The 18,725-nt window shown below is 70.8% G+C and carries 18 protein-coding genes; 16 read left to right on the top strand and 2 right to left on the bottom strand.

All coding sequences use genetic code 11. The features are described 5' to 3' along the window. The first annotated feature begins 10 nt into the window (after positions 1-10). Genes aroC through aroB form a run of 3 tightly spaced genes read left to right on the top strand, consistent with a single transcriptional unit; the run spans position 11 to position 2,779 of the window. On the top strand, positions 11-1,222 hold the full coding sequence (aroC, locus tag ACYVGD_RS06340; protein WP_460742172.1) for a chorismate synthase: 1,212 nt from the start codon (positions 11-13) through the stop codon (positions 1,220-1,222). Then, positions 1,219-1,719 (top strand): shikimate kinase, encoded by a 501-nt coding sequence (locus ACYVGD_RS06335; protein WP_460742171.1) that lies wholly within the window; start codon positions 1,219-1,221, stop codon positions 1,717-1,719. Before aroC ends, ACYVGD_RS06335 begins: the two co-directional genes overlap by 4 nt. Continuing rightward, positions 1,712-2,779 carry a 3-dehydroquinate synthase gene (aroB, locus tag ACYVGD_RS06330; protein WP_460742170.1) on the top strand — a complete coding sequence of 356 codons (1,068 nt, stop codon included), beginning with the start codon at positions 1,712-1,714 and terminating at the stop codon, positions 2,777-2,779. The genes ACYVGD_RS06335 and aroB overlap by 8 nt, the downstream gene beginning before the upstream one ends. A gap of 212 nt (positions 2,780-2,991) precedes the next feature. Here the strand turns inward: aroB and ACYVGD_RS06325 are convergent, their stop codons facing one another. After that, on the bottom strand, positions 2,992-4,179 hold the full coding sequence (locus tag ACYVGD_RS06325) for an MFS transporter (protein ID WP_460742169.1): 1,188 nt from the start codon (positions 4,177-4,179) through the stop codon (positions 2,992-2,994). 104 nt (positions 4,180-4,283) lie between these two features. Between ACYVGD_RS06325 and metB the strand changes: the two genes are divergently transcribed. Then, positions 4,284-5,441, top strand: coding sequence for a cystathionine gamma-synthase (metB, locus tag ACYVGD_RS06320; RefSeq protein ID WP_460742168.1), 1,158 nt, complete (start codon positions 4,284-4,286; stop codon positions 5,439-5,441). Between the two features lie 360 nt (positions 5,442-5,801). Here metB and ACYVGD_RS06315 read toward each other — a convergent pair whose 3' ends face one another. Continuing rightward, complete coding sequence (locus ACYVGD_RS06315) at positions 5,802-6,959, bottom strand: pyridoxal phosphate-dependent aminotransferase (RefSeq protein WP_460742167.1); 1,158 nt, start codon at positions 6,957-6,959, stop codon at positions 5,802-5,804. A gap of 78 nt (positions 6,960-7,037) precedes the next feature. Between ACYVGD_RS06315 and efp the strand changes: the two genes are divergently transcribed. The 12 genes from efp (at position 7,038) to gmk (ending at position 18,675) form a co-directional block, all read left to right on the top strand. Then, positions 7,038-7,607 carry an elongation factor P gene (efp, locus tag ACYVGD_RS06310; protein ID WP_460742166.1) on the top strand — a complete coding sequence of 190 codons (570 nt, stop codon included), beginning with the start codon at positions 7,038-7,040 and terminating at the stop codon, positions 7,605-7,607. Then, the gene (nusB, locus tag ACYVGD_RS06305; protein WP_460742165.1) at positions 7,607-8,071 is read left to right on the top strand and encodes a transcription antitermination factor NusB; all 465 of its coding nucleotides are present in this window, start codon (positions 7,607-7,609) and stop codon (positions 8,069-8,071) included. The genes efp and nusB overlap by 1 nt, the downstream gene beginning before the upstream one ends. Before the next feature lie 108 nt (positions 8,072-8,179). Then, positions 8,180-9,253 (top strand): ATP-dependent DNA ligase, encoded by a 1,074-nt coding sequence (locus tag ACYVGD_RS06300; protein WP_460742164.1) that lies wholly within the window; start codon positions 8,180-8,182, stop codon positions 9,251-9,253. 26 nt (positions 9,254-9,279) lie between these two features. After that, positions 9,280-10,185, top strand: coding sequence for a hypothetical protein (locus ACYVGD_RS06295; protein WP_460742163.1), 906 nt, complete (start codon positions 9,280-9,282; stop codon positions 10,183-10,185). Continuing rightward, complete coding sequence (locus tag ACYVGD_RS06290) at positions 10,166-10,879, top strand: hypothetical protein (protein ID WP_460742162.1); 714 nt, start codon at positions 10,166-10,168, stop codon at positions 10,877-10,879. Before ACYVGD_RS06295 ends, ACYVGD_RS06290 begins: the two co-directional genes overlap by 20 nt. A gap of 88 nt (positions 10,880-10,967) precedes the next feature. Next, positions 10,968-11,120, top strand: coding sequence for a hypothetical protein (locus ACYVGD_RS06285; RefSeq protein WP_460742161.1), 153 nt, complete (start codon positions 10,968-10,970; stop codon positions 11,118-11,120). 33 nt (positions 11,121-11,153) lie between these two features. Beyond that, positions 11,154-12,305 carry a glutamine-hydrolyzing carbamoyl-phosphate synthase small subunit gene (gene carA, locus ACYVGD_RS06280; RefSeq protein ID WP_460742160.1) on the top strand — a complete coding sequence of 384 codons (1,152 nt, stop codon included), beginning with the start codon at positions 11,154-11,156 and terminating at the stop codon, positions 12,303-12,305. Then, on the top strand, positions 12,305-15,619 hold the full coding sequence (gene carB, locus ACYVGD_RS06275; RefSeq protein ID WP_460742159.1) for a carbamoyl-phosphate synthase large subunit: 3,315 nt from the start codon (positions 12,305-12,307) through the stop codon (positions 15,617-15,619). The genes carA and carB overlap by 1 nt, the downstream gene beginning before the upstream one ends. Before the next feature lie 39 nt (positions 15,620-15,658). Beyond that, positions 15,659-16,765, top strand: coding sequence for a quinone-dependent dihydroorotate dehydrogenase (locus ACYVGD_RS06270; protein WP_460742158.1), 1,107 nt, complete (start codon positions 15,659-15,661; stop codon positions 16,763-16,765). A 14-nt stretch (positions 16,766-16,779) separates the two neighbouring features. Then, positions 16,780-17,589 carry an orotidine-5'-phosphate decarboxylase gene (pyrF, locus tag ACYVGD_RS06265; protein ID WP_460742157.1) on the top strand — a complete coding sequence of 270 codons (810 nt, stop codon included), beginning with the start codon at positions 16,780-16,782 and terminating at the stop codon, positions 17,587-17,589. Between the two features lie 214 nt (positions 17,590-17,803). After that, positions 17,804-18,127, top strand: coding sequence for an integration host factor, actinobacterial type (gene mihF, locus ACYVGD_RS06260; protein WP_460742156.1), 324 nt, complete (start codon positions 17,804-17,806; stop codon positions 18,125-18,127). Further along, positions 18,127-18,675, top strand: coding sequence for a guanylate kinase (gene gmk, locus ACYVGD_RS06255; protein ID WP_460742155.1), 549 nt, complete (start codon positions 18,127-18,129; stop codon positions 18,673-18,675). The genes mihF and gmk overlap by 1 nt, the downstream gene beginning before the upstream one ends. Positions 18,676-18,725: the final 50 nt, after the last annotated feature.

Genomic DNA, 18,725 nt, shown 5'->3' with positions numbered 1-18,725 from the left:
GGATGACCCCATGCTGCGCTGGATGACCGCCGGAGAGTCCCACGGACCCGCCCTCGTCGCGACGATCGAGGGCCTGCCCGCCCACGTGCGCGTGACGAGCGACGACATCGCCGACGCGCTGGCACGCCGCCGGCTCGGCGCGGGGCGTGGCGCACGCATGAAGTTCGAGCGCGACGAAGTGACATTCCTCGGGGGGCTGCGCCACGGCGAGACCCTCGGCTCCCCGGTCGCCATCATGATCGGCAACACGGAGTGGCCCAAGTGGGAGAAGGTCATGTCGGCCGACCCGGTCGACCCCGACGTGCTGGCCGAGCAGGCGCGCGCCAAGAAGCTGACTCGCCCCCGCCCCGGGCACGCCGACCTCGTCGGCATGCAGAAGTTCGACTGGGATGAGGCCCGTCCCATCCTCGAGCGCGCCTCGGCCCGTGAGACCGCCGCCCGCGTCGCGCTGGGCGCCGTGGCCATGGCCTTCCTCGAGCAGACCTGCGGCATCACCGTCCTGTCCCACGTCGTCGAGCTCGGCCCGGTGAGGGCGTCCTCCGACGTCGTGCCGACGATGGCCGACCTCGAGCGCATCGACGCCGACCCCGTGCGCTGCGCCGATGCCGAGGCGTCGGGGCGCATGGTCGCCGAGGTCGAGGCCTGCCACCGTGACGGCGACACGCTCGGCGGGGTCGTCGAGGTCGTCGCCCATGGCTGCCCGCCCGGGCTCGGCTCCCACACGCAGGGCGACCGCCGCCTCGATGCGCGTCTAGCGGGCGCGCTCATGGGTATCCAGGCCATCAAGGGCGTCGAGGTCGGCGACGGCTTCGACCTCGCCCGCAGCCGCGGCTCGCAGGCCCACGACGAGATCGTCCCCGGGGCCGACGGCATCGCCCGCGCCGGCCGCCGCGCCGGGGGCACCGAGGGCGGCATGTCCACCGGCGAGGTGCTGCGCGTACGCGCGGCCATGAAGCCGATCGCGACCGTGCCGCGGGCGCTGCGTACGCTCGACACGACCACCGGCGAGGAGGCCGTGGCCCACCACCAGCGCTCCGACGTGTGCGCCGTGCCCGCCGCCGGCGTGGTGGCCGAGGCGATGGTCGCACTGGTGTTGGCGGAGTGCGTCCTGGAGAAGTTCGGCGGTGACTCGGTGGGGGAGACCCGCCGCAACGTCGAGGCCTACCTGACCGACGTCGAGGCGCGCGGCCTGCGCATCGCCCCGCGCGGGGAGAACGCGTGATCGCCCTCATCGGTGCCCCCGGCGTCGGCAAGTCCACCGTCGGCGCGCGGCTGGCGCAGCGACTCGGCCTCGAGCTCGTCGACATCGACGGGCTGATCGAGCAGCGCGAGCAGATGGCCATCGCCGAGATCTTCGCCAACCATGGCGAGCCCCACTTCCGTGCCCTGGAGCAGGACGCGACGTGCACGGTGCTCGCCGAGCCCGACGAGTGCGTGGTCTCGCTGGGTGGTGGTGCTGTGATGAACCCCGCCATCCAGGAGGCCCTTCGCGGTCACGACGTGGTCTGGCTGGAGGCGTCCGCCTCGACCGCCGCCAACCGCGTCGGCCTGAACGTGGCGCGTCCGCTGCTCATCGGCAACGTCCGCGGCCGGTTGGCGAAGCTGCTGGCCGAGCGGCTGCCCGTCTACGAGCAGGTCTCGACCGTGCGCGTGAAGACCGACGACCTGACGCCCGAGCAGGTGTGTGACCGGGTGCTGGAGGAGCTGGGCCGTGGCTGAGATCCGTGTGAACGCCGAGAAGCCGTACGACGTCGTTGTCCGCGCGGGTGCGCTCGACCGCCTGCCTGGCCTGATCGAGGCCCGCGACCGCACGGCGATCTTGCACGCGCCGGCGCTGCGCGAGGTCGCCCACCGGTACGCCGACCTCCCCGGCGTCCTGCTCGTCGAGCTGCCCGACGCCGAGGCCGCGAAGACCGCCGACGCGCTCGTCGACTGCTGGGACCGCCTCGCCGACGCCGGGTTCACCCGCTCCGACCTCGTCGTCGGCATGGGTGGGGGAGCGACCACCGACCTCGCGGGCTTCGTCGCCGCGTCGTGGCTGCGCGGCGTCGACCTGGTGACCGTCCCGACCACCGTGCTCGGCGCCGTGGACGCGGCCGTGGGCGGCAAGACCGGCATCAACATCGCCGCGGGCAAGAACCTCGTCGGCGCGTTCCACGAGCCGATCGCCGTGCTGTGCGACCTCGACGTGCTCACCACGCTGCCCGACCGGGACCTGCGCGCCGGTCTGGCTGAGGTCATCAAGTGCGGCTTCATCGCCGACCCCGAGATCTTGCGTCTGGTCGCCGAAGATCCCGCCGACGCGTGCGACCCGCGCTCGCAACGGCTGGCCGAGCTCATCCGCCGCGGCGTTCAGGTCAAGGCCGACGTCGTGTCCGGTGACCTGCGCGAGTCCACCTCGGTGGGCTCGAAGGTCGGCCGCGAGCTGCTCAACTACGGCCACACGCTCGGGCACGCGATCGAGAAGCGCGAGGCCTACCGCTGGCGCCACGGCGACGCCGTGGCGGTGGGATGCGTGTACGCCGCCGAGCTCGCCCGCGGCCTCGGTCTCATGGCTGACGACCTCGCCGACCGCCACCGCACGGCGTTCGCATCGGTCGGGCTGCCCGTGGCGTACGACCCGGAGGCATGGACCGACCTGCGCGCGGCAATGAGCCTCGACAAGAAGGCCCGTGGCTCCCAGCTGCGGTTCGTGCTCCTGTCCGACATCGGTGCGCCCCGGGTCGTCGCCGGCCCGGACGAGCGCGAGCTCGAGGCGGCGTACGTGCGGCTCGGATGAGATCGATAGTCCCTGCTCGGCGATGACACGCCCAACATTGGGCGTGTCATGGCCACGTCTGGACAATTCGTCTCCGCTGACCGGCGGGCCTCCAGCATCCGGGCGCATGCAGCGCCAACCCATTCTGATGGCCTGAGCGGCCCTGGTCGGGCTGGTTCTCACACTGTGGCGCGGCCCGTCCCGGCCAGGCACAGCCCGCTCGACCAGACCGCCTAGGCGGGCTCGGCGTCGGTACGGCGGCCGGCGAGGAACCCCGACAGCACGAGCACACCGAGGGTCGCGGCCGGCATGACAATCAGGGCCACGCGGAAGCTCACGACGTCGGACAGTCGGCCGACCAGCGGCGGGCCGATGAAGAACGCGGCACGGAGCAGCCAGTTCACGACCGCCAGGCCGGCTCCGGGCGGTAGCCCGGGCAGGTGATGCGCGGTGTAGTAGACGCCGGGCACGATCGTCGCGACCCCCCAGCCGGCGCACGCGAACCCGACCATGGTCATGGGGATCGACGGGAAGAGCAGCGCCAGTCCCATACCGAGGGTGGCGACCCCACAGCCGAGACGGGCGGCCCCGCGGTCGCCGAGGGCGTCGACGAGCCGGTCACCGGTGAAGCGTCCGATGGTCTGGGCACCCACGACGCACACGACGCCGAGGCCTGCGATGGCGGGGGCGGCGTGCAGCGAGTCGCGCAGGTAGAGCGCACTCCACGTGAACCCGGCGTCCTCGATGCTCGCGCCGAAGGCGGCGACGAGGCCGAGGGCCACGAGCGGCACGAGCATGCCGCGCGGGATCTTGGTGGGTGGCCCCTCGTCCCCCTCGAGGGCGTCCGGGGTGTCGGGTCCCTTCAGCAGGAAGCGTCGTAGCGTCAGGTTGATCGTGAGGAAGATGGCGGCGCTGATGGCGGCGTGCAGCGGCAGTGCGAGGTTCATGCCGGCGAAGGTCGCGCCCAGCAGACCGCCGCACACGGCACCGAGGCTCCAGAACGCGTGGAAAGAGTTGTTGATCGAGCGCCCATACAGCTTCTGCACGCGCAGGCCGTGCACGTTCATCGCCACGTCGGTGTAGACGTCGGTGGTGCTCATCAGCACTATGCAGGCCGCGAACAGCGCGGGATGAGGCGCGTTCAGCACCAGACAGAACGCAAGGATCTGCATGACCTGGGCCCACGTCGCCACGCGCCCGGAGCCCCAGCGCTTCATCGCCCACGTGGTGAACATCCCGCCCACGAGACCGCCCAGGGGCCCGGCTGCGATCGCCAGACCGAGCAGCGAGTTGGACATCTCGAGGTTGTCCCGGATCTGGGGATAGCGCGGCACCAGCGAAGCCATGGTCGCGCCGTTGAGCCAGAACAGCGTCGCTACGGCCCAACGGGCCCGGCGTGCTTCGAGAGTGGGGCGGCTCATGCGCTCACCCTATCCATACCGTCCGGTAGGTGAAGAGTACGCGCTGGGTGTCCATCCCGCAGACGAGACCTGTGGATTCCTGACCACCGGGTAGAGTGCAGGACATGTCCCTCCCGTCCCGCCTGACCCGTGCCGTACGCTCCGGCATCGCCACCGACCCCGGCCACCGGGACGTCATCCCGCCGGTTCACCTGAGCACCAACTTCGCGTTCGAGGGCATCGACGGGCGGCCGGACCACGACTACAGCCGCTCGGGCAACCCCACGCGAGACGTGCTCGCCGACGCGCTCGCGACGCTGGAGGGCGGCGCCTCGGCAGTGGCGACCTCGTCCGGCATGGCGGCGGTGACCACCCTCGTCATGTCCGTGGTCGGGCCCGGGGGCCGCGTGATCGCCCCGCACGACGCGTACGGCGGGTCGCTGCGCCTGTTCCGCACGCTGGCCGCGCGCGGCTGGTTCACCCTCGACGTGGTCGACCTGACCGACACCGATGCCGCCACGGCCCACATCGCCGGGACGAGCCCCGACCTCGTGTGGGTCGAGACCCCATCGAACCCGCTGCTGCGCATCACCGACATCGCCGCGGTCGCCGACGCCACCCGAGCTGCCGGTGGTCACGTCGCCGTGGACAACACGTTTTGCACGCCGCTGCTGCAGCGTCCGCTCGAGCTGGGCGCCCACTCGGTGGTCCACTCGACGACGAAGTACGTCAACGGGCACTCGGACGTGATCGGGGGAGCGGTTGTCGCCGGTGAGGCAGGGCTGGGCGAGGAGCTCGCCGTCACGGCCAACTCCCTGGGCACCACCGCTGGTGCCTTCGACTCGTGGCTGACGATGCGGGGGCTGCGTACGCTGCCCGCGCGCATGCGCGTCCACCAGGACAACGCCGCGGTGATCGTCGACGCCCTGTCGCGTCACCGGGGCGTACGCGCCGTGCACCACCCGGGTCTGCCCGACCACCCTGGCCACGATCTCGCCGCCCGGCAGCAGTCGGGCTTCGGTGCCATGCTGAGCTTCGAGCTGCGCGACCGCTCCGCGGTCGATCGGGCGCTCGAAGGCCTCACGTGCTTCACGCTCGCCGAGTCCCTCGGCGGCACCGAGTCGCTGGTCTGTCACCCGGCGACCATGACGCACGCGTCGATGTCGCCCGAGGCCCAGGCCGCCGCCGGCATCACTGACGGGTTGATCCGGATGTCTGTGGGGCTGGAGGAGGCGGACGACCTCGTCGCCGACCTGCTCGAGGCGCTTGACCGGGCCGCCTGATGGCCGCACGCCCCGCCACCGGGCGCCCGCGGCCCCTCCGCGTCTGGGAACGTTCGTCGATCGTGGGCTGGGCCCCGACGACGTCACCGACGACCTGCTGCTGAGCGACGCCCGGACCCGCACAGACCTCACCGGCAGCCAGCGAAGCGGGGCCACACGTCGAGGACGTCGAGCTGATCGGCTGCCGGCTCACCGGTACCGAGATGTCCGCAGTCGGGGGCGGTCACCCGCGCACGCCTGGTCGGTGCGAGATCGCCGGCATGTCGAGACGGTCGCCTGCGCGGCGTCTTTGACGGCATCGACCCGCTGGAGATCGCCGAGCGGCTGGCGGTCGAGGCCGGGCCGCGGCTGGAGTGACCGTCAGCCCAGCGTCGCCAGCCGGCGTGCGGCCTCGTCGAGGATGTCGTGCTGCTTGGCGAACGTGAACCTCACGAGGTGGCGGGCGGTCGTCGGGTCGGCGTAGAAGACCTGCGCCGGGATCGCGGCCACGCCGATCTTCCCGGGCAGCATTCGGCAGAACTCGTAGCCGTCCTCGAACCCGAGCGGGCGGATGTCGGTCATCACGAAGTAGGAGCCCTCCGAGGGGTGCACGCACAGGCCGGCCGCCTCCAGGCCGGGGACAAGTCGGTCGCGTCCGTCCTCGAACTGGCGGCGGATCGCCTCGAACCGCTCCTTCGGGAGGCGGAGCCCGGCGGCCACGCCGTGCTGCAGCGGCGTGCCGTTGGTGTAGGTCAGGTTCTGCTTGACCGTGTGGATCGCCGCCAGCAGGCCGGCCGGGCCGGTCAGCCAGCCGATCTTCCAGCCGGTCACCGAGAACGTCTTGCCCGCCGACGAGATCGACACGGTGCGCTCGAACATGCCGGGCAGCGTCGCCAGCGGGGTGTGCGCGCGGCCGTCGAACGTCAGGTGTTCGTAGACCTCGTCGGTGAGCACGACGAGGTCGCGCTCGACGGCCACGTCGGCGATCGCCTGCATCTCTGCGGCGGTGAGCACGTGACCGGTGGGGTTGTGGGGCGTGTTGATGATGAGCAACTTCGTCCTGTCGTTCACCGCGGCGCGCAGCTCGTCGGTGTCGAGCGCGTACGTGGGCTCGTGGAGGCGTACGCGGCGCAGCACGCCGCCAGCGAGTGCGACGGCCTGCTCGTAGCAGTCGTAGGTGGGCTCGAGCACGACGACCTCGTCGCCTGCCTCGCACAGCGCGAGGATCGAGGAGGTCATGGCCTCGGTGGCGCCGGCCGACGCCATCACCTGGGTGTCCGGGTCGAGCTCGATGCCGTAGAACGCGCGCTGGTGGTGGGCCACGGCCTCGCGCAGCGCGGGTACGCCGATCCCCGGGGCGTACTGGTTGTCGCCACGTGCCATGGCCTCGGCGGCGGCGTCCAGCACCTCCTCGGGGCCGGCGGAATCTGGGAATCCCTGACCCAGGTTGATGGCGTCATGCTGCACCGCGAGACCGGTCATCTCGGCGAAGATGGTCGTGGTGAAGCCCTGCATGCGATGGATCAGCGGGTTGTTCATGGTCGTCGAGCCTAATCAACGGGGTAGAGTGAGCGGCCGTCGGTCCCGACCAGTGAACGAACAGCGAAAGGTACGCACGTGGTTGCCTCCACCAATGACATCAAGAACGGCATGGTCCTCGACCTGGACGGTCAGCTCTGGCAGGTGCTGTGGTTCCAGCACCACAAGCCGGGCAAGGGCAACGCCGTCGTGCGCACCAAGATCAAGAACGTCATGACGGGCAAGACCGTGGACAAGACCTTCAACTCCGACACGAAGGTCGACACCGCGACGGTCGACCGTCGCGAGATGCAGTACCTCTACCACGACGGCTCGGGCTTTGTGTTCATGGACCAGACGACCTACGACCAGATCACGATCCCCGACGACATCGTCGGTGACGCGAAGGACTACATGCTCGAGGAGCAGGTGGCCCAGGTCGCGCTCCACGAGGGCAATCCGCTGTTCATCGAGCTCCCGGCCTCGGTCGAGCTCGAGGTCACCTATACCGAGCCGGGCCTGCAGGGCGACCGCTCCACCGGCGGCACCAAGCCCGCGACGCTCGAGACCGGCAAGCAGATCCAGGTCCCGCTGTTCCTGACCCAGGGCGAGAAGGTCAAGGTCGACACCCGCACCGGCGACTACCTCGGTCGCGTCGGCAGCAACTGATGCAGCACGACCTCCCCGAGTACGAGCTCGTCGGGCCAGCCCCTGACCAGGGGCCGGCCCGCGTGCACGGCTCCCGCACCAAGGCCCGCAAGCGAGCCCTCGACCTGCTGTTCGAGGCCGACCTCAAGGGCGTCCCTGTGACGCGCGTGCTCGACGAGCGCCGCGCCGGCGAGCACCCGCTGCGCGAGTTCACCCTCGACCTCGTCGAGGGCATCGCCGACCATCGCGAGGAGATCGACCGCGCGCTGGTCGACGTCCTTGCCCAGGGCTGGACGCTGGAACGCATGCCGCGGGTCGACCGCAACGCGTGCCGCCTCGGCGCGTACGAGTTGCTGTTCACCGACATCGACCACCGCATCGCGATCTCCGAGGCCGTGGCGCTGGTCGAGGAGCTCTCCACCGACGACTCGCCCGCGTTCGTCAACGGCGTGCTGGCCAAGGTCGCCGAACGCCGCAAGGCCTGATCCCGACCGGGCGGTGGCCCCCCATGGTGGAGTGGGGCCATGCTCCCACGCGGAGGACGACGACCTGTTCGAGGACTGAGCCGGACCGCGCGGTGGCAGAATCGATCCGTGCTCCCCATCGACATGCCGCTCGCGCCGATGCTGGCGCGGCCCAGCGCGACGATCCCGCGCGGCATGGCGTACGAACCGAAGTGGGACGGTTGGCGCGCGCTGCTGGTGCGTGACGGCGACGAAGTACGCCTGTGGTCGCGCCACGGCACCGACCTGACCGTCTACTTCCCCGACCTGGTGGCCGCGGGCCGGTGGCTGCCCGAGCGCTGCGTCCTCGACGGCGAGTGCGTCGTGATCTCCGGGGACCGGCTCGACTACACCAAGCTCGCGTCCCGCCACGCCACCGCCGCGCGAGCCCACCAGCTGGCGCGAGAGATCCCGGCGTCGTTCGTGGCGTTCGACGTGCTCTGCTTCGACGACACGTCGCTGCTCGACCAGCCCTGGCAGGTGCGCCGCAGCGTGCTCGAGACCCTCGCCGACCACTGGGAGCCGCCCATCCTGCTGTCGCCGGTCACCTACGACCACGACGTCGCGCAGGAGTGGTTCGAGAACTTCGAGTCGGCCGGTCTGGACGGGGTGGTCGCCAAGCCGCTCGAGGGCAAGTACCTGCCCGGCGCCCGGGCCATCACGAAGATCAAGCACCGTCGCACCGCCGACGTCGTCGTGGGCGGCTTCCGCTACGACCGGAACTCCACCGAGGCCCACCCCAGCCTCGGGTCGCTGGTGCTGGGCCTCGTCGACGACGACGGGGGCCTCAACTGCGTCGGCGTGGTCTCCGGGTTCCCCGGTTCGCAGCGCAAGGAGCTCGCCCAGATGCTCGCCACGCTCGAGGTCGAGCGGGGCACGCCCGAGTTCCACGGACACCCGTGGTCGCCGGGGTCCGGGCGCGCCACCGGCGTACGCATGCCCGACGGCGTGGAGCGCTGGTCGGAGCCGCGGGAGCAGGTCCACCTCATCTCACCGCTGCTCGTGTGCGAGGTGACGTTCGACTACCTGCACGACGGCATCCGGTTCCGCTCGAACGCCGACTTCGTGCGTTGGCGTCCCGACCGCGAGCCCGCGAGCTGTGGCTTCGACCAGGTCGACACGCCTCCGGGGCTGAAGCTGAGCGACGTGCTGGCCCCCGAGTGACTTCCTTCCCCGTTAGCCTGCTGCGCATGACGAATCCGGGGAACCCGTGGGACCAGAACCAGGGCCAGTACGGCCAGCAGCCCGGCCGGGGCTACGGCCAGCAGCAGCCTCCCTACGCTCAGGGCGGCTACGGCCAGCCCGACCCCTACGGGCAGCAGGCCGGCCCCGGGCAGGCGGGTCAGGGCGGCTACCAGCAGGGCCCTTACGGCGCGGTCGGCCAGCCGGACCTGTTCGGCGGGCAGCGCCCGCTGGGTGCCCAGGACCAGCAGCAGAACCCATGGGGCCACGCTGACATGGGCCACAAGGGCATGGGCCCGCAGGGGATGAGCCAGGCGCCGATGGGCGGGCAGTTCCAGGCCTACGACCGTCTCGCCATCCGTCAGAAGCTGGCGCTGACGGTCAACCGCTACGAGGTCAGCGGCCTCGACCCGCAGGGCAACGCCGGCCCGGTCCTGGCCTTCGCCGAGCAGAAGCGCCTCGCGTTCAAGGAGCTCGTCACCTTCTTCACCGACGAGTCCCGCACCGTGCCCGTGTTCTCGTTCAAGGCCCGCCAGATGTTCGACCTGGGTGCGACGTACGACGTTTTCGACGCGAACATGCAGCCGATCGGGTGGTTCCGCAAGGACTTCGGCAAGTCGCTGATGCGCTCGACGTGGTATCTGGGCGACATGATGGGCAACGAGTTCCGTGGGACGGAGCGCTCGGCGTTCATCGCCATCCTGCGCCGTCTGGGCGACAGCGCGATCTTCGACACCTGGTACCACTTCGACTTCTCGACGCAGGACGGACAGAACGTGATGCACCACTCGCGTGCAGCCACGTTCCGCGACATGTACGCGGTGGACCTGCCGATGTTCAACGGTGGCCAGCGCCTCGACTGGCGCCTCGCCGCCGCGATGGGCGTGGCGCTCGATGCCCTCCAGGCGCGGTGACGGCCGGGAGTGGGTGACCTACCCCGGGCCGGGCGGCGGGCCTGACACCCCGCACCGTCCCGACACACCGGCGTGGCCGGTCTACTCCGGCGGCGACGGGGAGGTCTCGCGCCATGCGCGCATCCCGCCCGGTGCCCGCCGGCCGCTCGTGCGTACGCGCCCGGGTCCCCGCGACGTCGTCCAGATGGTCGTGCGCCTGCTGGCCGACGGGACGTACGAGGTCGACGGGTGCACGAGCAGGGGTGCCGAGCTGGACCCGCTCGCGGACGGGGTCGAGGCTGACGACGGCGCCCGCCACGAATTCGTCACCGTCCCGGCCGGACGATCGTTCACGGTTCGCGATGCGTGCTCCGACGACATCGAGCTCACCGTGGTCCAAAGCGGCGGCCCGCAACTGGGTGGGGTCGCCCGCCTCGGCGGGCCAGGCGCCGGCCAGCTGTGGGTCATCACCGACCGCTCCCGGGTCTGGCGGGAGCACGGTCCCGACCTGATGGAACGGCTCCTGGGCCTGGGCGACGACTCGCTCCGGTTCGCCGCCCACCCGTCCCACGTCGCAGAGGTCCGTGCCGTGCCCGTCCCGGGTTGCCGCACGTACTCGGTGGAGTTGCCGCGGGTCGACGGCTTCCGCCTCGACTGGCGCATCGGCGTGGCGCTGGCCATCGGCTGGGACGCCGGGCGCGGCGGTCGGCGCTGAAGGTCCCCGAGGGCACACCTGCTGCGGTCCCGTTCCCGACCAGCAGCCGCGACATCCCGCCCAGACGCGCATCCTGTGGATGCTCGGCGTGGCCCAGATCCTCGCCGGGCTCGGCGTGGGCATCTCGAACTCGATGGGGTCGATCGTCGCCCACCAAGTGATCGACGACGAGGCGGCGGCCGGGCGGCGGACAGCGAACCCGCTGGTAATGTCTGGCGTCGACAACCCAACCAACCTTTAAGTCCTGTCCAGTGAGGCAGGAAAGGACGGTCACATGAACGAGTCAGCAACCGCGGCCCACGAGTCGGGGGCCATCCTCGTGCTCGAGGACGGCCGCACCTTCCGCGGCAGCCGCTTCGGCGCCGCCGGCGAGACCTTCGGCGAGGCGGTGTTCGTCACCGCGATGTCCGGCTATCAGGAGACGCTCACCGACCCGAGCTACCACCGCCAGGTCGTCGTCGCCACCGCACCCCACATCGGCAACACCGGGTGGAACGACGAGGACGACGAGTCGCATCGCATCTGGGTCGCCGGCTACGTCGTCCGGGACGCGGCCCGCGTGCCATCGAGCTGGCGCTCCACGCGTACGCTCGCCGACGAGCTCGACAGCCAGGGGATCGTCGGCATCGGAGACGTCGACACCCGTGCCCTCACCCGTCACCTGCGTGACCGCGGCGCGATGCGTGTCGGCATCTCCACGACCGAGACCGACCCGAAGGCCCTGCTCGAGCGAGTGCTCCAGCAGCCGAAGATGTCCGGCGCCGACCTCGTCGCCGACGTGACCACGGCCGAGACCCGCGTGGTTCCGGCGGTGGGGGAGAAACGCTTCACCGTCGCCGCGATCGACCTGGGCATCAAGGCGATGACGCCCGAGCGCCTGGCTCAGCGCGGATGCGAGGTGCACGTGATGCCCGCCTCATCGACCCTCGACGACATCCGTGCCGTCGCCCCCGACGGTGTGTTCTTCTCCAACGGTCCGGGCGACCCCGCCGCCGCCGACGACGCCGTGGACCTGCTGAAGCAGGTGCTCGAGGCCGGCCTGCCCTATTTCGGCATCTGCTTCGGCAACCAGATCTTCGGCCGCGCCCTCGGCCTGGGCACCTACAAGCTGAAGTTCGGCCACCGCGGCATCAACGTGCCCGTGATGGACCTGACGACGCGCCGGGTCGAGATCACGTCTCAGAACCACGGCTTCGCCGTCGACGCCCCGATAGGTGAGGACATCGAGACGCCCTACGGCACCGCCCGCGTCTCCCACGTCTGCCTCAACGACGACGTCGTCGAGGGCCTCGAGCTGCGCCGTGACGGCGAGCTCGTCGGCTTCTCGGTCCAGCACCACCCCGAGGCCGCGGCCGGCCCCCACGACGCCGCGTACCTCTTCGACCGGTTCAACCAGATGATGCTGAGCGCGAAGGAGAACCGCTGATGCCCAAGCGCACCGACATCAAGACCGTCATGGTGATCGGGTCCGGCCCGATCGTCATCGGCCAGGCCTGCGAGTTCGACTACTCCGGCACCCAGGCGTGCCGCGTGCTGCGCGAGGAGGGCTTCCGCGTCGTCCTCGTGAACTCCAACCCGGCCACGATCATGACCGACCCCGAGTTCGCCGACGCGACCTACGTCGAGCCCATCACGCCCGAGTACGTCGAGAAGGTCATCGCGAAGGAGCGCCCCGATGCGCTGCTGGCGACCCTCGGCGGCCAGACCGCCCTCAACACGGCCGTCGCCCTGGCCGAGAACGGCGTCCTCGAGAAATACCACGTCGAGCTGATCGGCGCCTCGATCGAGGCCATCCAGCGCGGCGAGAACCGCGAGGAGTTCAAGGAGATCGTCCAGAGGCTCGACGTCCCCGGCGGGGCCGCCGAGGTGGCGCGCTCGGTCATCTGCCACTCGATGGACGAGGTGCTGGCCGCCGCCGACGAGCTGGGCTACCCGGTCGTCGTGCGCCCGTCGTTCACCATGGGCGGCGTCGGTTCGGGCTTCGCCCACACCGAGGAAGACCTGCGCCGCATCGCCGGCACCGGTCTGGCCGCCTCGCCGGTCACCGAGGTCCTCATCGAGGAGTCGATCCTCGGGTGGAAGGAGTACGAGCTCGAGGTCATGCGCGACAAGGCGGACAACGTCGTCATCGTGTGCTCCATCGAGAACTTCGACCCGATGGGCGTCCACACCGGCGACTCGATCACCGTCGCCCCCGCGATGACCCTGACGGACCGCGAGATGCAGCGCATGCGTGATGTCGGCATCGGCATCATCCGCGCCGTCGGCGTCGACACCGGCGGCTGCAACATCCAGTTCGCGATCAACCCCGTCGACGGCCGCATGATCGTCATCGAGATGAACCCGCGCGTCTCGCGCTCGTCGGCGCTGGCGTCGAAGGCGACCGGCTTCCCGATCGCCAAGATCGCCGCAAAGGTGGCCGTCGGCTACACGCTCGACGAGATCCGCAACGACATCACCCGCGAGACGCCGGCTGCGTTCGAACCGACGCTCGACTACGTCGTGGTGAAGGTCCCGCGCTTCGCCTTCGAGAAGTTTCCCGCGGCCGACTCGACGCTGACGACCCACATGAAGTCGGTCGGCGAGGCCATGGCCATCGGCCGCAACTTCACCGAGGCCCTCGGCAAGGCGCTGCGCTCGCTGGAGGACCCGCGGGCACGCTTCGACTGGTCCGCGCAGCCCGACCAGTCGGTCGAGGAGCTGCTGGAGATCGCCGGTCGTCCCCACGACAGACGCCTCCAGGTCGTCCTGCAGGCACTCGTCGCCGGGGCGACGGCCGAGCAGGTGTTCGAGGCCACGAAGATCGACCCGTGGTTCGTCGACCAGCTCGTGCTCCTGCACGAGGTTGCCCGCGCCGTCGGCGAGGCCCCCGAGCTCACGCCGGAGCTCCTGCGCCGCGCCAAGCGCCACGGCTTCAGCGACCCCCAGATCGCCCAACTGCGCCAGCTGCCCGAAGACGTGGTCCGTGGCGTACGCCACGCCCTGGGGGTGCGCCCCGTCTACAAGACCGTCGACACCTGCGCCGCCGAGTTCGCCGCCAGCACCCCGTACCACTACTCGTCCTACGACGAGGAGACCGAGGTGAGCCCGCGCGACAAGCAGGCCGTGATCATCCTCGGCTCCGGGCCCAACCGCATCGGTCAGGGCATCGAGTTCGACTACTCCTGCGTCCACGCGTCGATGGCGCTGGCCGACGCCGGCTACGAGACCGTGATGGTCAACTGCAACCCCGAGACGGTCTCGACCGACTACGACACCTCCGACCGCCTGTACTTCGAGCCCCTCACGCTCGAGGACGTGCTCGAGGTCGTCCACGCCGAACAGCAGGCTGGCCCGATCGCGGGCGTCATCGTCCAGCTGGGCGGCCAGACGCCGCTGAAGCTCGCCCAGGCGCTCAAGGACGCCGGCGTACCCGTCGTCGGCACGAGCCCCGAGGCGATCGAGCTGGCCGAGGAGCGCGGCGCGTTCGGACGCGTGCTCGCCGACGCCGGCCTGCCGGCGCCGAAGCACGGCATGGCGCGCTCGTTCGACGAGGCCCGCGCCATCGCCGACGAGATCGGCTACCCGGTGCTGGTCCGCCCGTCGTACGTGCTGGGCGGCCGCGGCATGGAGATCGTCTACGACGAGGCCTCACTCGAGGGCTACATCCAGCGCGCCACCGAGGTCTCGCCGGAACACCCGGTGCTGGTCGACCGCTTCCTCGACGACGCCGTCGAGATCGACGTCGACGCCCTGTACGACGGCGACGAGCTCTACCTCGGCGGGGTCATGGAGCACATCGAGGAGGCCGGCATCCACTCCGGCGACTCGGCCTGCGCCCTGCCGCCCATCACGCTGGGCGCGGAAACCATCGAGAGGATCCGTACCTCGACCGAGGCCATCGCCCGCGGCGTGGGCGTACGCGGCCTGCTGAACATCCAGTTCGCGCTGGCCGCCGACACGCTCTACGTGCTCGAGGCGAACCCACGCGCGTCGCGCACCGTGCCGTTCTCGTCGAAGGCGACGCACACCCAGCTGGCAAAGGCCGCGGCGCGCATCATGCTCGGCGCGACGATCGCCGAGCTGCGTGGTGAAGGCATCCTGCGCGCCGAGGGCGACGGCTCGGACACCCCTGACGGCGCACCGCTGGCGGTCAAGGAGGCCGTCATGCCGTTCAACCGCTTCCGCACGCCGGAGGGTTTCAACGTCGACACGCTGCTGGGCCCCGAGATGAAGTCGACCGGCGAGGTCATGGGCCTGGCCGACACGTTCGGCGTCGCGTTCGCGAAGTCCCAGGCGGCCGCGTTCGGCTCGCTGCCGCGCGAGGGCCGCGTCTTCTGCTCCGTCGCCAACCGCGACAAGCGCCACGCGATCTTTCCCATCAAGCGGCTGGCCGACATGGGCTTCGAGATCGTCGCCACGGCGGGCACCGCCTCGGTGCTGCGCCGCAACGGCGTCCCGGTCACGCAGGTGCGCAAGCACACCCAGGGCCGCGGCCCGGGAGGCGAGCCCACGATCGTCAACTTGATCGACGACGGCGAGATCGCGCTGATCTTCAACACCCCGCAGGGTGCGAGCTCGGCAGACGGGGCGCCGCGCAACGACGGCTACGAGATCCGCAACGCCGCGATCATGAACGACGTGCCGTGCGTGACGACCGTCCAGGGCCTCGCTGCCGCCGTCCAGGGCGTCGAGGCGATCCGCGGCGGCAACATCGGCGTACGCTCCCTGCAGGACTGGGCGAGCGCCCTGCAGGCCTGACGGCAGGACGAGGTGGCCCCAGGGCCCGGAGGAGGACCGATGAACGACCCACGTGACGTGCTGTTGGCAGCCGGCTACGAAGGAGTGCTGCAACGGGTGCTGTTCTCCCTCGGCGGCGGGGACGCCGAGGTGGCCCACGAGCGGACCCTCGGGGCCGTCAAGGTCCTCAACGACGTGCCCGCGCTGCGGGCGCCCGTCGCGGCCCTGCACGCGGGTCCGCGCGCGGTCGTCTCGCTCGCGGGGATCACGTTCCCCGGACGTGTCGGCCTGGCGGCCGGCCTCGACAAGTTCGCGGTCGGCCCCCGGGCGTGGGGGAGCCTCGGCTTCTCCCACGTCGAGCTCGGCACCGTCACCGCGAAGGGACAACCCGGCAATCCGAAGCCGCGGCTGTTCCGCGCCCGCTCGTCCGAGGGCATCCTCAACCGGATGGGCTTCAACAACCCCGGCGCCGACGCGATGGCGGAGTCTCTCGAGCGCAACGGCGTCCGGCGTGGCAACGGCGTGGCCGGCATCCCGCTGGGCATCTCGCTCGGCAAGTCGAAGGTGACCCCGCTGGAGGACGCCGTCGACGACTACCGCTACTCGTTCGACCGGCTCTCCCCGTACGCCGACTACGTGGCGGTCAACGTGTCGTCACCGAACACTCCGGGCCTGCGCAAGCTGCAGGACGCCGACGCGCTCGGCGAGATCGTGCGCGCGCTGGTGGCCGCCGCCGACGAGCAGGCCAAGGCCACGCGTACGTCGCCGGTGCCGCTGTTCGTCAAGATCGCGCCAGACCTCACGTTCGACGCCATCGACGACGTGCTCTCCGTATGCGCAGAGTCCGGAGTACGCGGCCTCATTGCGACCAACACCACCCTGTCGCGCGACGGCCTCGTGGGTGCCGACCAGGTGCTCGCCGACGAGGCCGGGGGCCTGTCCGGCGCACCCCTGACCCGGCGAGCGCTGGAGGTCGTCACCCACGTGTGCCGAAGCACCGACCTGCCCGTGATCGGGGTGGGCGGCATCATGACCGCGACCGACGCCGAGCGCATGTTCGACGCCGGGGCCCGGCTGGTGCAGGTCTACTCCGGCTACATCTACCGCGGGCCGGCGCTCGTGCGTGACATCAACGCGCTGCCGCTGCGCGCCGAGCTCGACGCCTGAGACCAGGAGGAACCATGACCGAGTCCTACGGAGCGCGGCTGCAGGCCGCCGTCGCCGCACGCGGCAACCTGTGCGTCGGCATCGACCCGCACCCGTCGATGCTGGAGGCCTGGGGTCTCGCGCTGGACCCGCCCGGCCTGGAGCGCTGCGCCCGCGGCATGGTCGAGGCGCTCGGCGACCGCGTGGCGGTCTTCAAGCCCCAGTCGGCCATGTTCGAGGCCTTCGGCTCGGCCGGCATCGCCGTGCTGGAGCGTGTCGTCGCCGACTGCCGCGAGGCGGGGGCGATGATCCTGCTCGACGCCAAGCGTGGTGACATCGGCTCGACCATGGCGGCGTACGCGTCCGCGTACCTGACGCCCGCCTCACCGCTCGAGGTCGACGCGCTCACGGTCAACCCGTTCCTGGGCTTCGGCTCGCTGCAGCCCGCGGTCGATGCGGCGAACGCCCACGGCAAGGGTCTGTACGTGCTGTGCCGCACCTCCAACCCCGAGGGTGGCGAGGTCCAGTCGGCCGATGCCGGTGGGCGCACCGTCGGCCAGGTCGTGGTCGACTCGTGCCGCGCGGCCAACGGTGACGCCGAGGTGGGCCCGTTCGGCCTGGTCGTCGGAGGCACGCACAGCGAGCTCGACGTCGACCTGTCCGGGTTCAACGGCTCGATCCTCGTGCCCGGGATCGGCGCGCAGGGCGGAACGCTGGAATCGTTGCAGGCCCTGTTCGGTGACGCGTACGCCCGCATCCTGCCGACCACCAGCCGCGACATCATGCGCGCCGGCCCCGACGCCGACGCGCTCCGCGCGCGGTTCGCCGAGGTGCTGGGCGCCTGAGATTTCTGCCACCCCGGCGGCCCCGACGAACGCGGCACTCGCGGCGCCCGGTGTCGCGGGTGCGACCGTGGCCTGCGGCGCGGACCCACGGCCGGTCACCGTCCGTCGACCCCCTTTCTCGTCGCCGGTCCCCGGCGGCGAGCCCGACCGGTTGGCCCAGCGGCAGGGGTATGGGTAGGTTGGCGTCGAATCGCAACCGATGAGGAGCCCTAGCGTGACGATCCCGCCGCTGAGCGACGAACAGCTCCAGGCCGCCCGCCAGGCGGCCACCCGCGCGCGCCGCCGTCGCGCCGAGGTCAAGGCCCAGCTGCGCACCGGCGAGCTCACGTTCGCCCAGGTGATGGAGGTCGCGGCGATCGACGACGTGGTCGCCCACATCAAGGTCGTCGACGTGCTCAAGACGATGCCCAGGGTGGGGGAGAAGCGCGCCGTCGACCTCATGGAACGACTCGACATCGCCCAGAACCGACGTCTGCGCGGCCTCGGCCCCCACCAGATCCGCGGGCTCATGGACGAGTTCGCCAAAAAGGGCCTGTGATGGCCGGTGTGTTCGTCGTCTCGGGCCCCGCGGGGGTCGGCAAGGGAACCGTGGTCGCCGGACTGATGGCACGCCACCCGGAGGTCTTCCACTCGGTCTCGCTGACCACGCGCGCCCGGCGTCCGATGGAGGTCGACGGCGTCCACTACCACTTCGTCGACGAGTCGCGGTTCGCCGAGCTGAAGGACAACGACGGCCTGCTCGAGTGGGCGTACGTCCATGGCGCGGCCTACTATGGCACCCCGCGCGAGCCGGTCGAGGAGGCGCTCGCCGCTGGCAGGAACGTGCTGCTGGAGATCGAGATCCAAGGCGCACGCCAGGTGCGCCAGACCATGCCCGAGGCCACCTCGGTGTTCATCGCCCCGCCTTCGTGGGCGGAGCTCGTACGCCGCCTCGAACTGCGCGGCACCGAGACGCCCGAGCAGGTGCAACGCCGCCTCCAGACGGCCCACGAGGAGCTGGCGGCCCAGTCGGAGTTCGACCACACCGTCGTGAACGACGAGATCGGCGATGCGGTCGACGAACTGGTAGGCTTGATGGGCTTGTAGGGTATTCGTCGAATCACCCTGTACTTTTTCCGTTCCCTGAGCGAAGGCTT

This window comes from Mariniluteicoccus endophyticus, from assembly GCF_054780035.1.
This window is presented reverse-complemented; position numbering and strand designations above follow the sequence as displayed.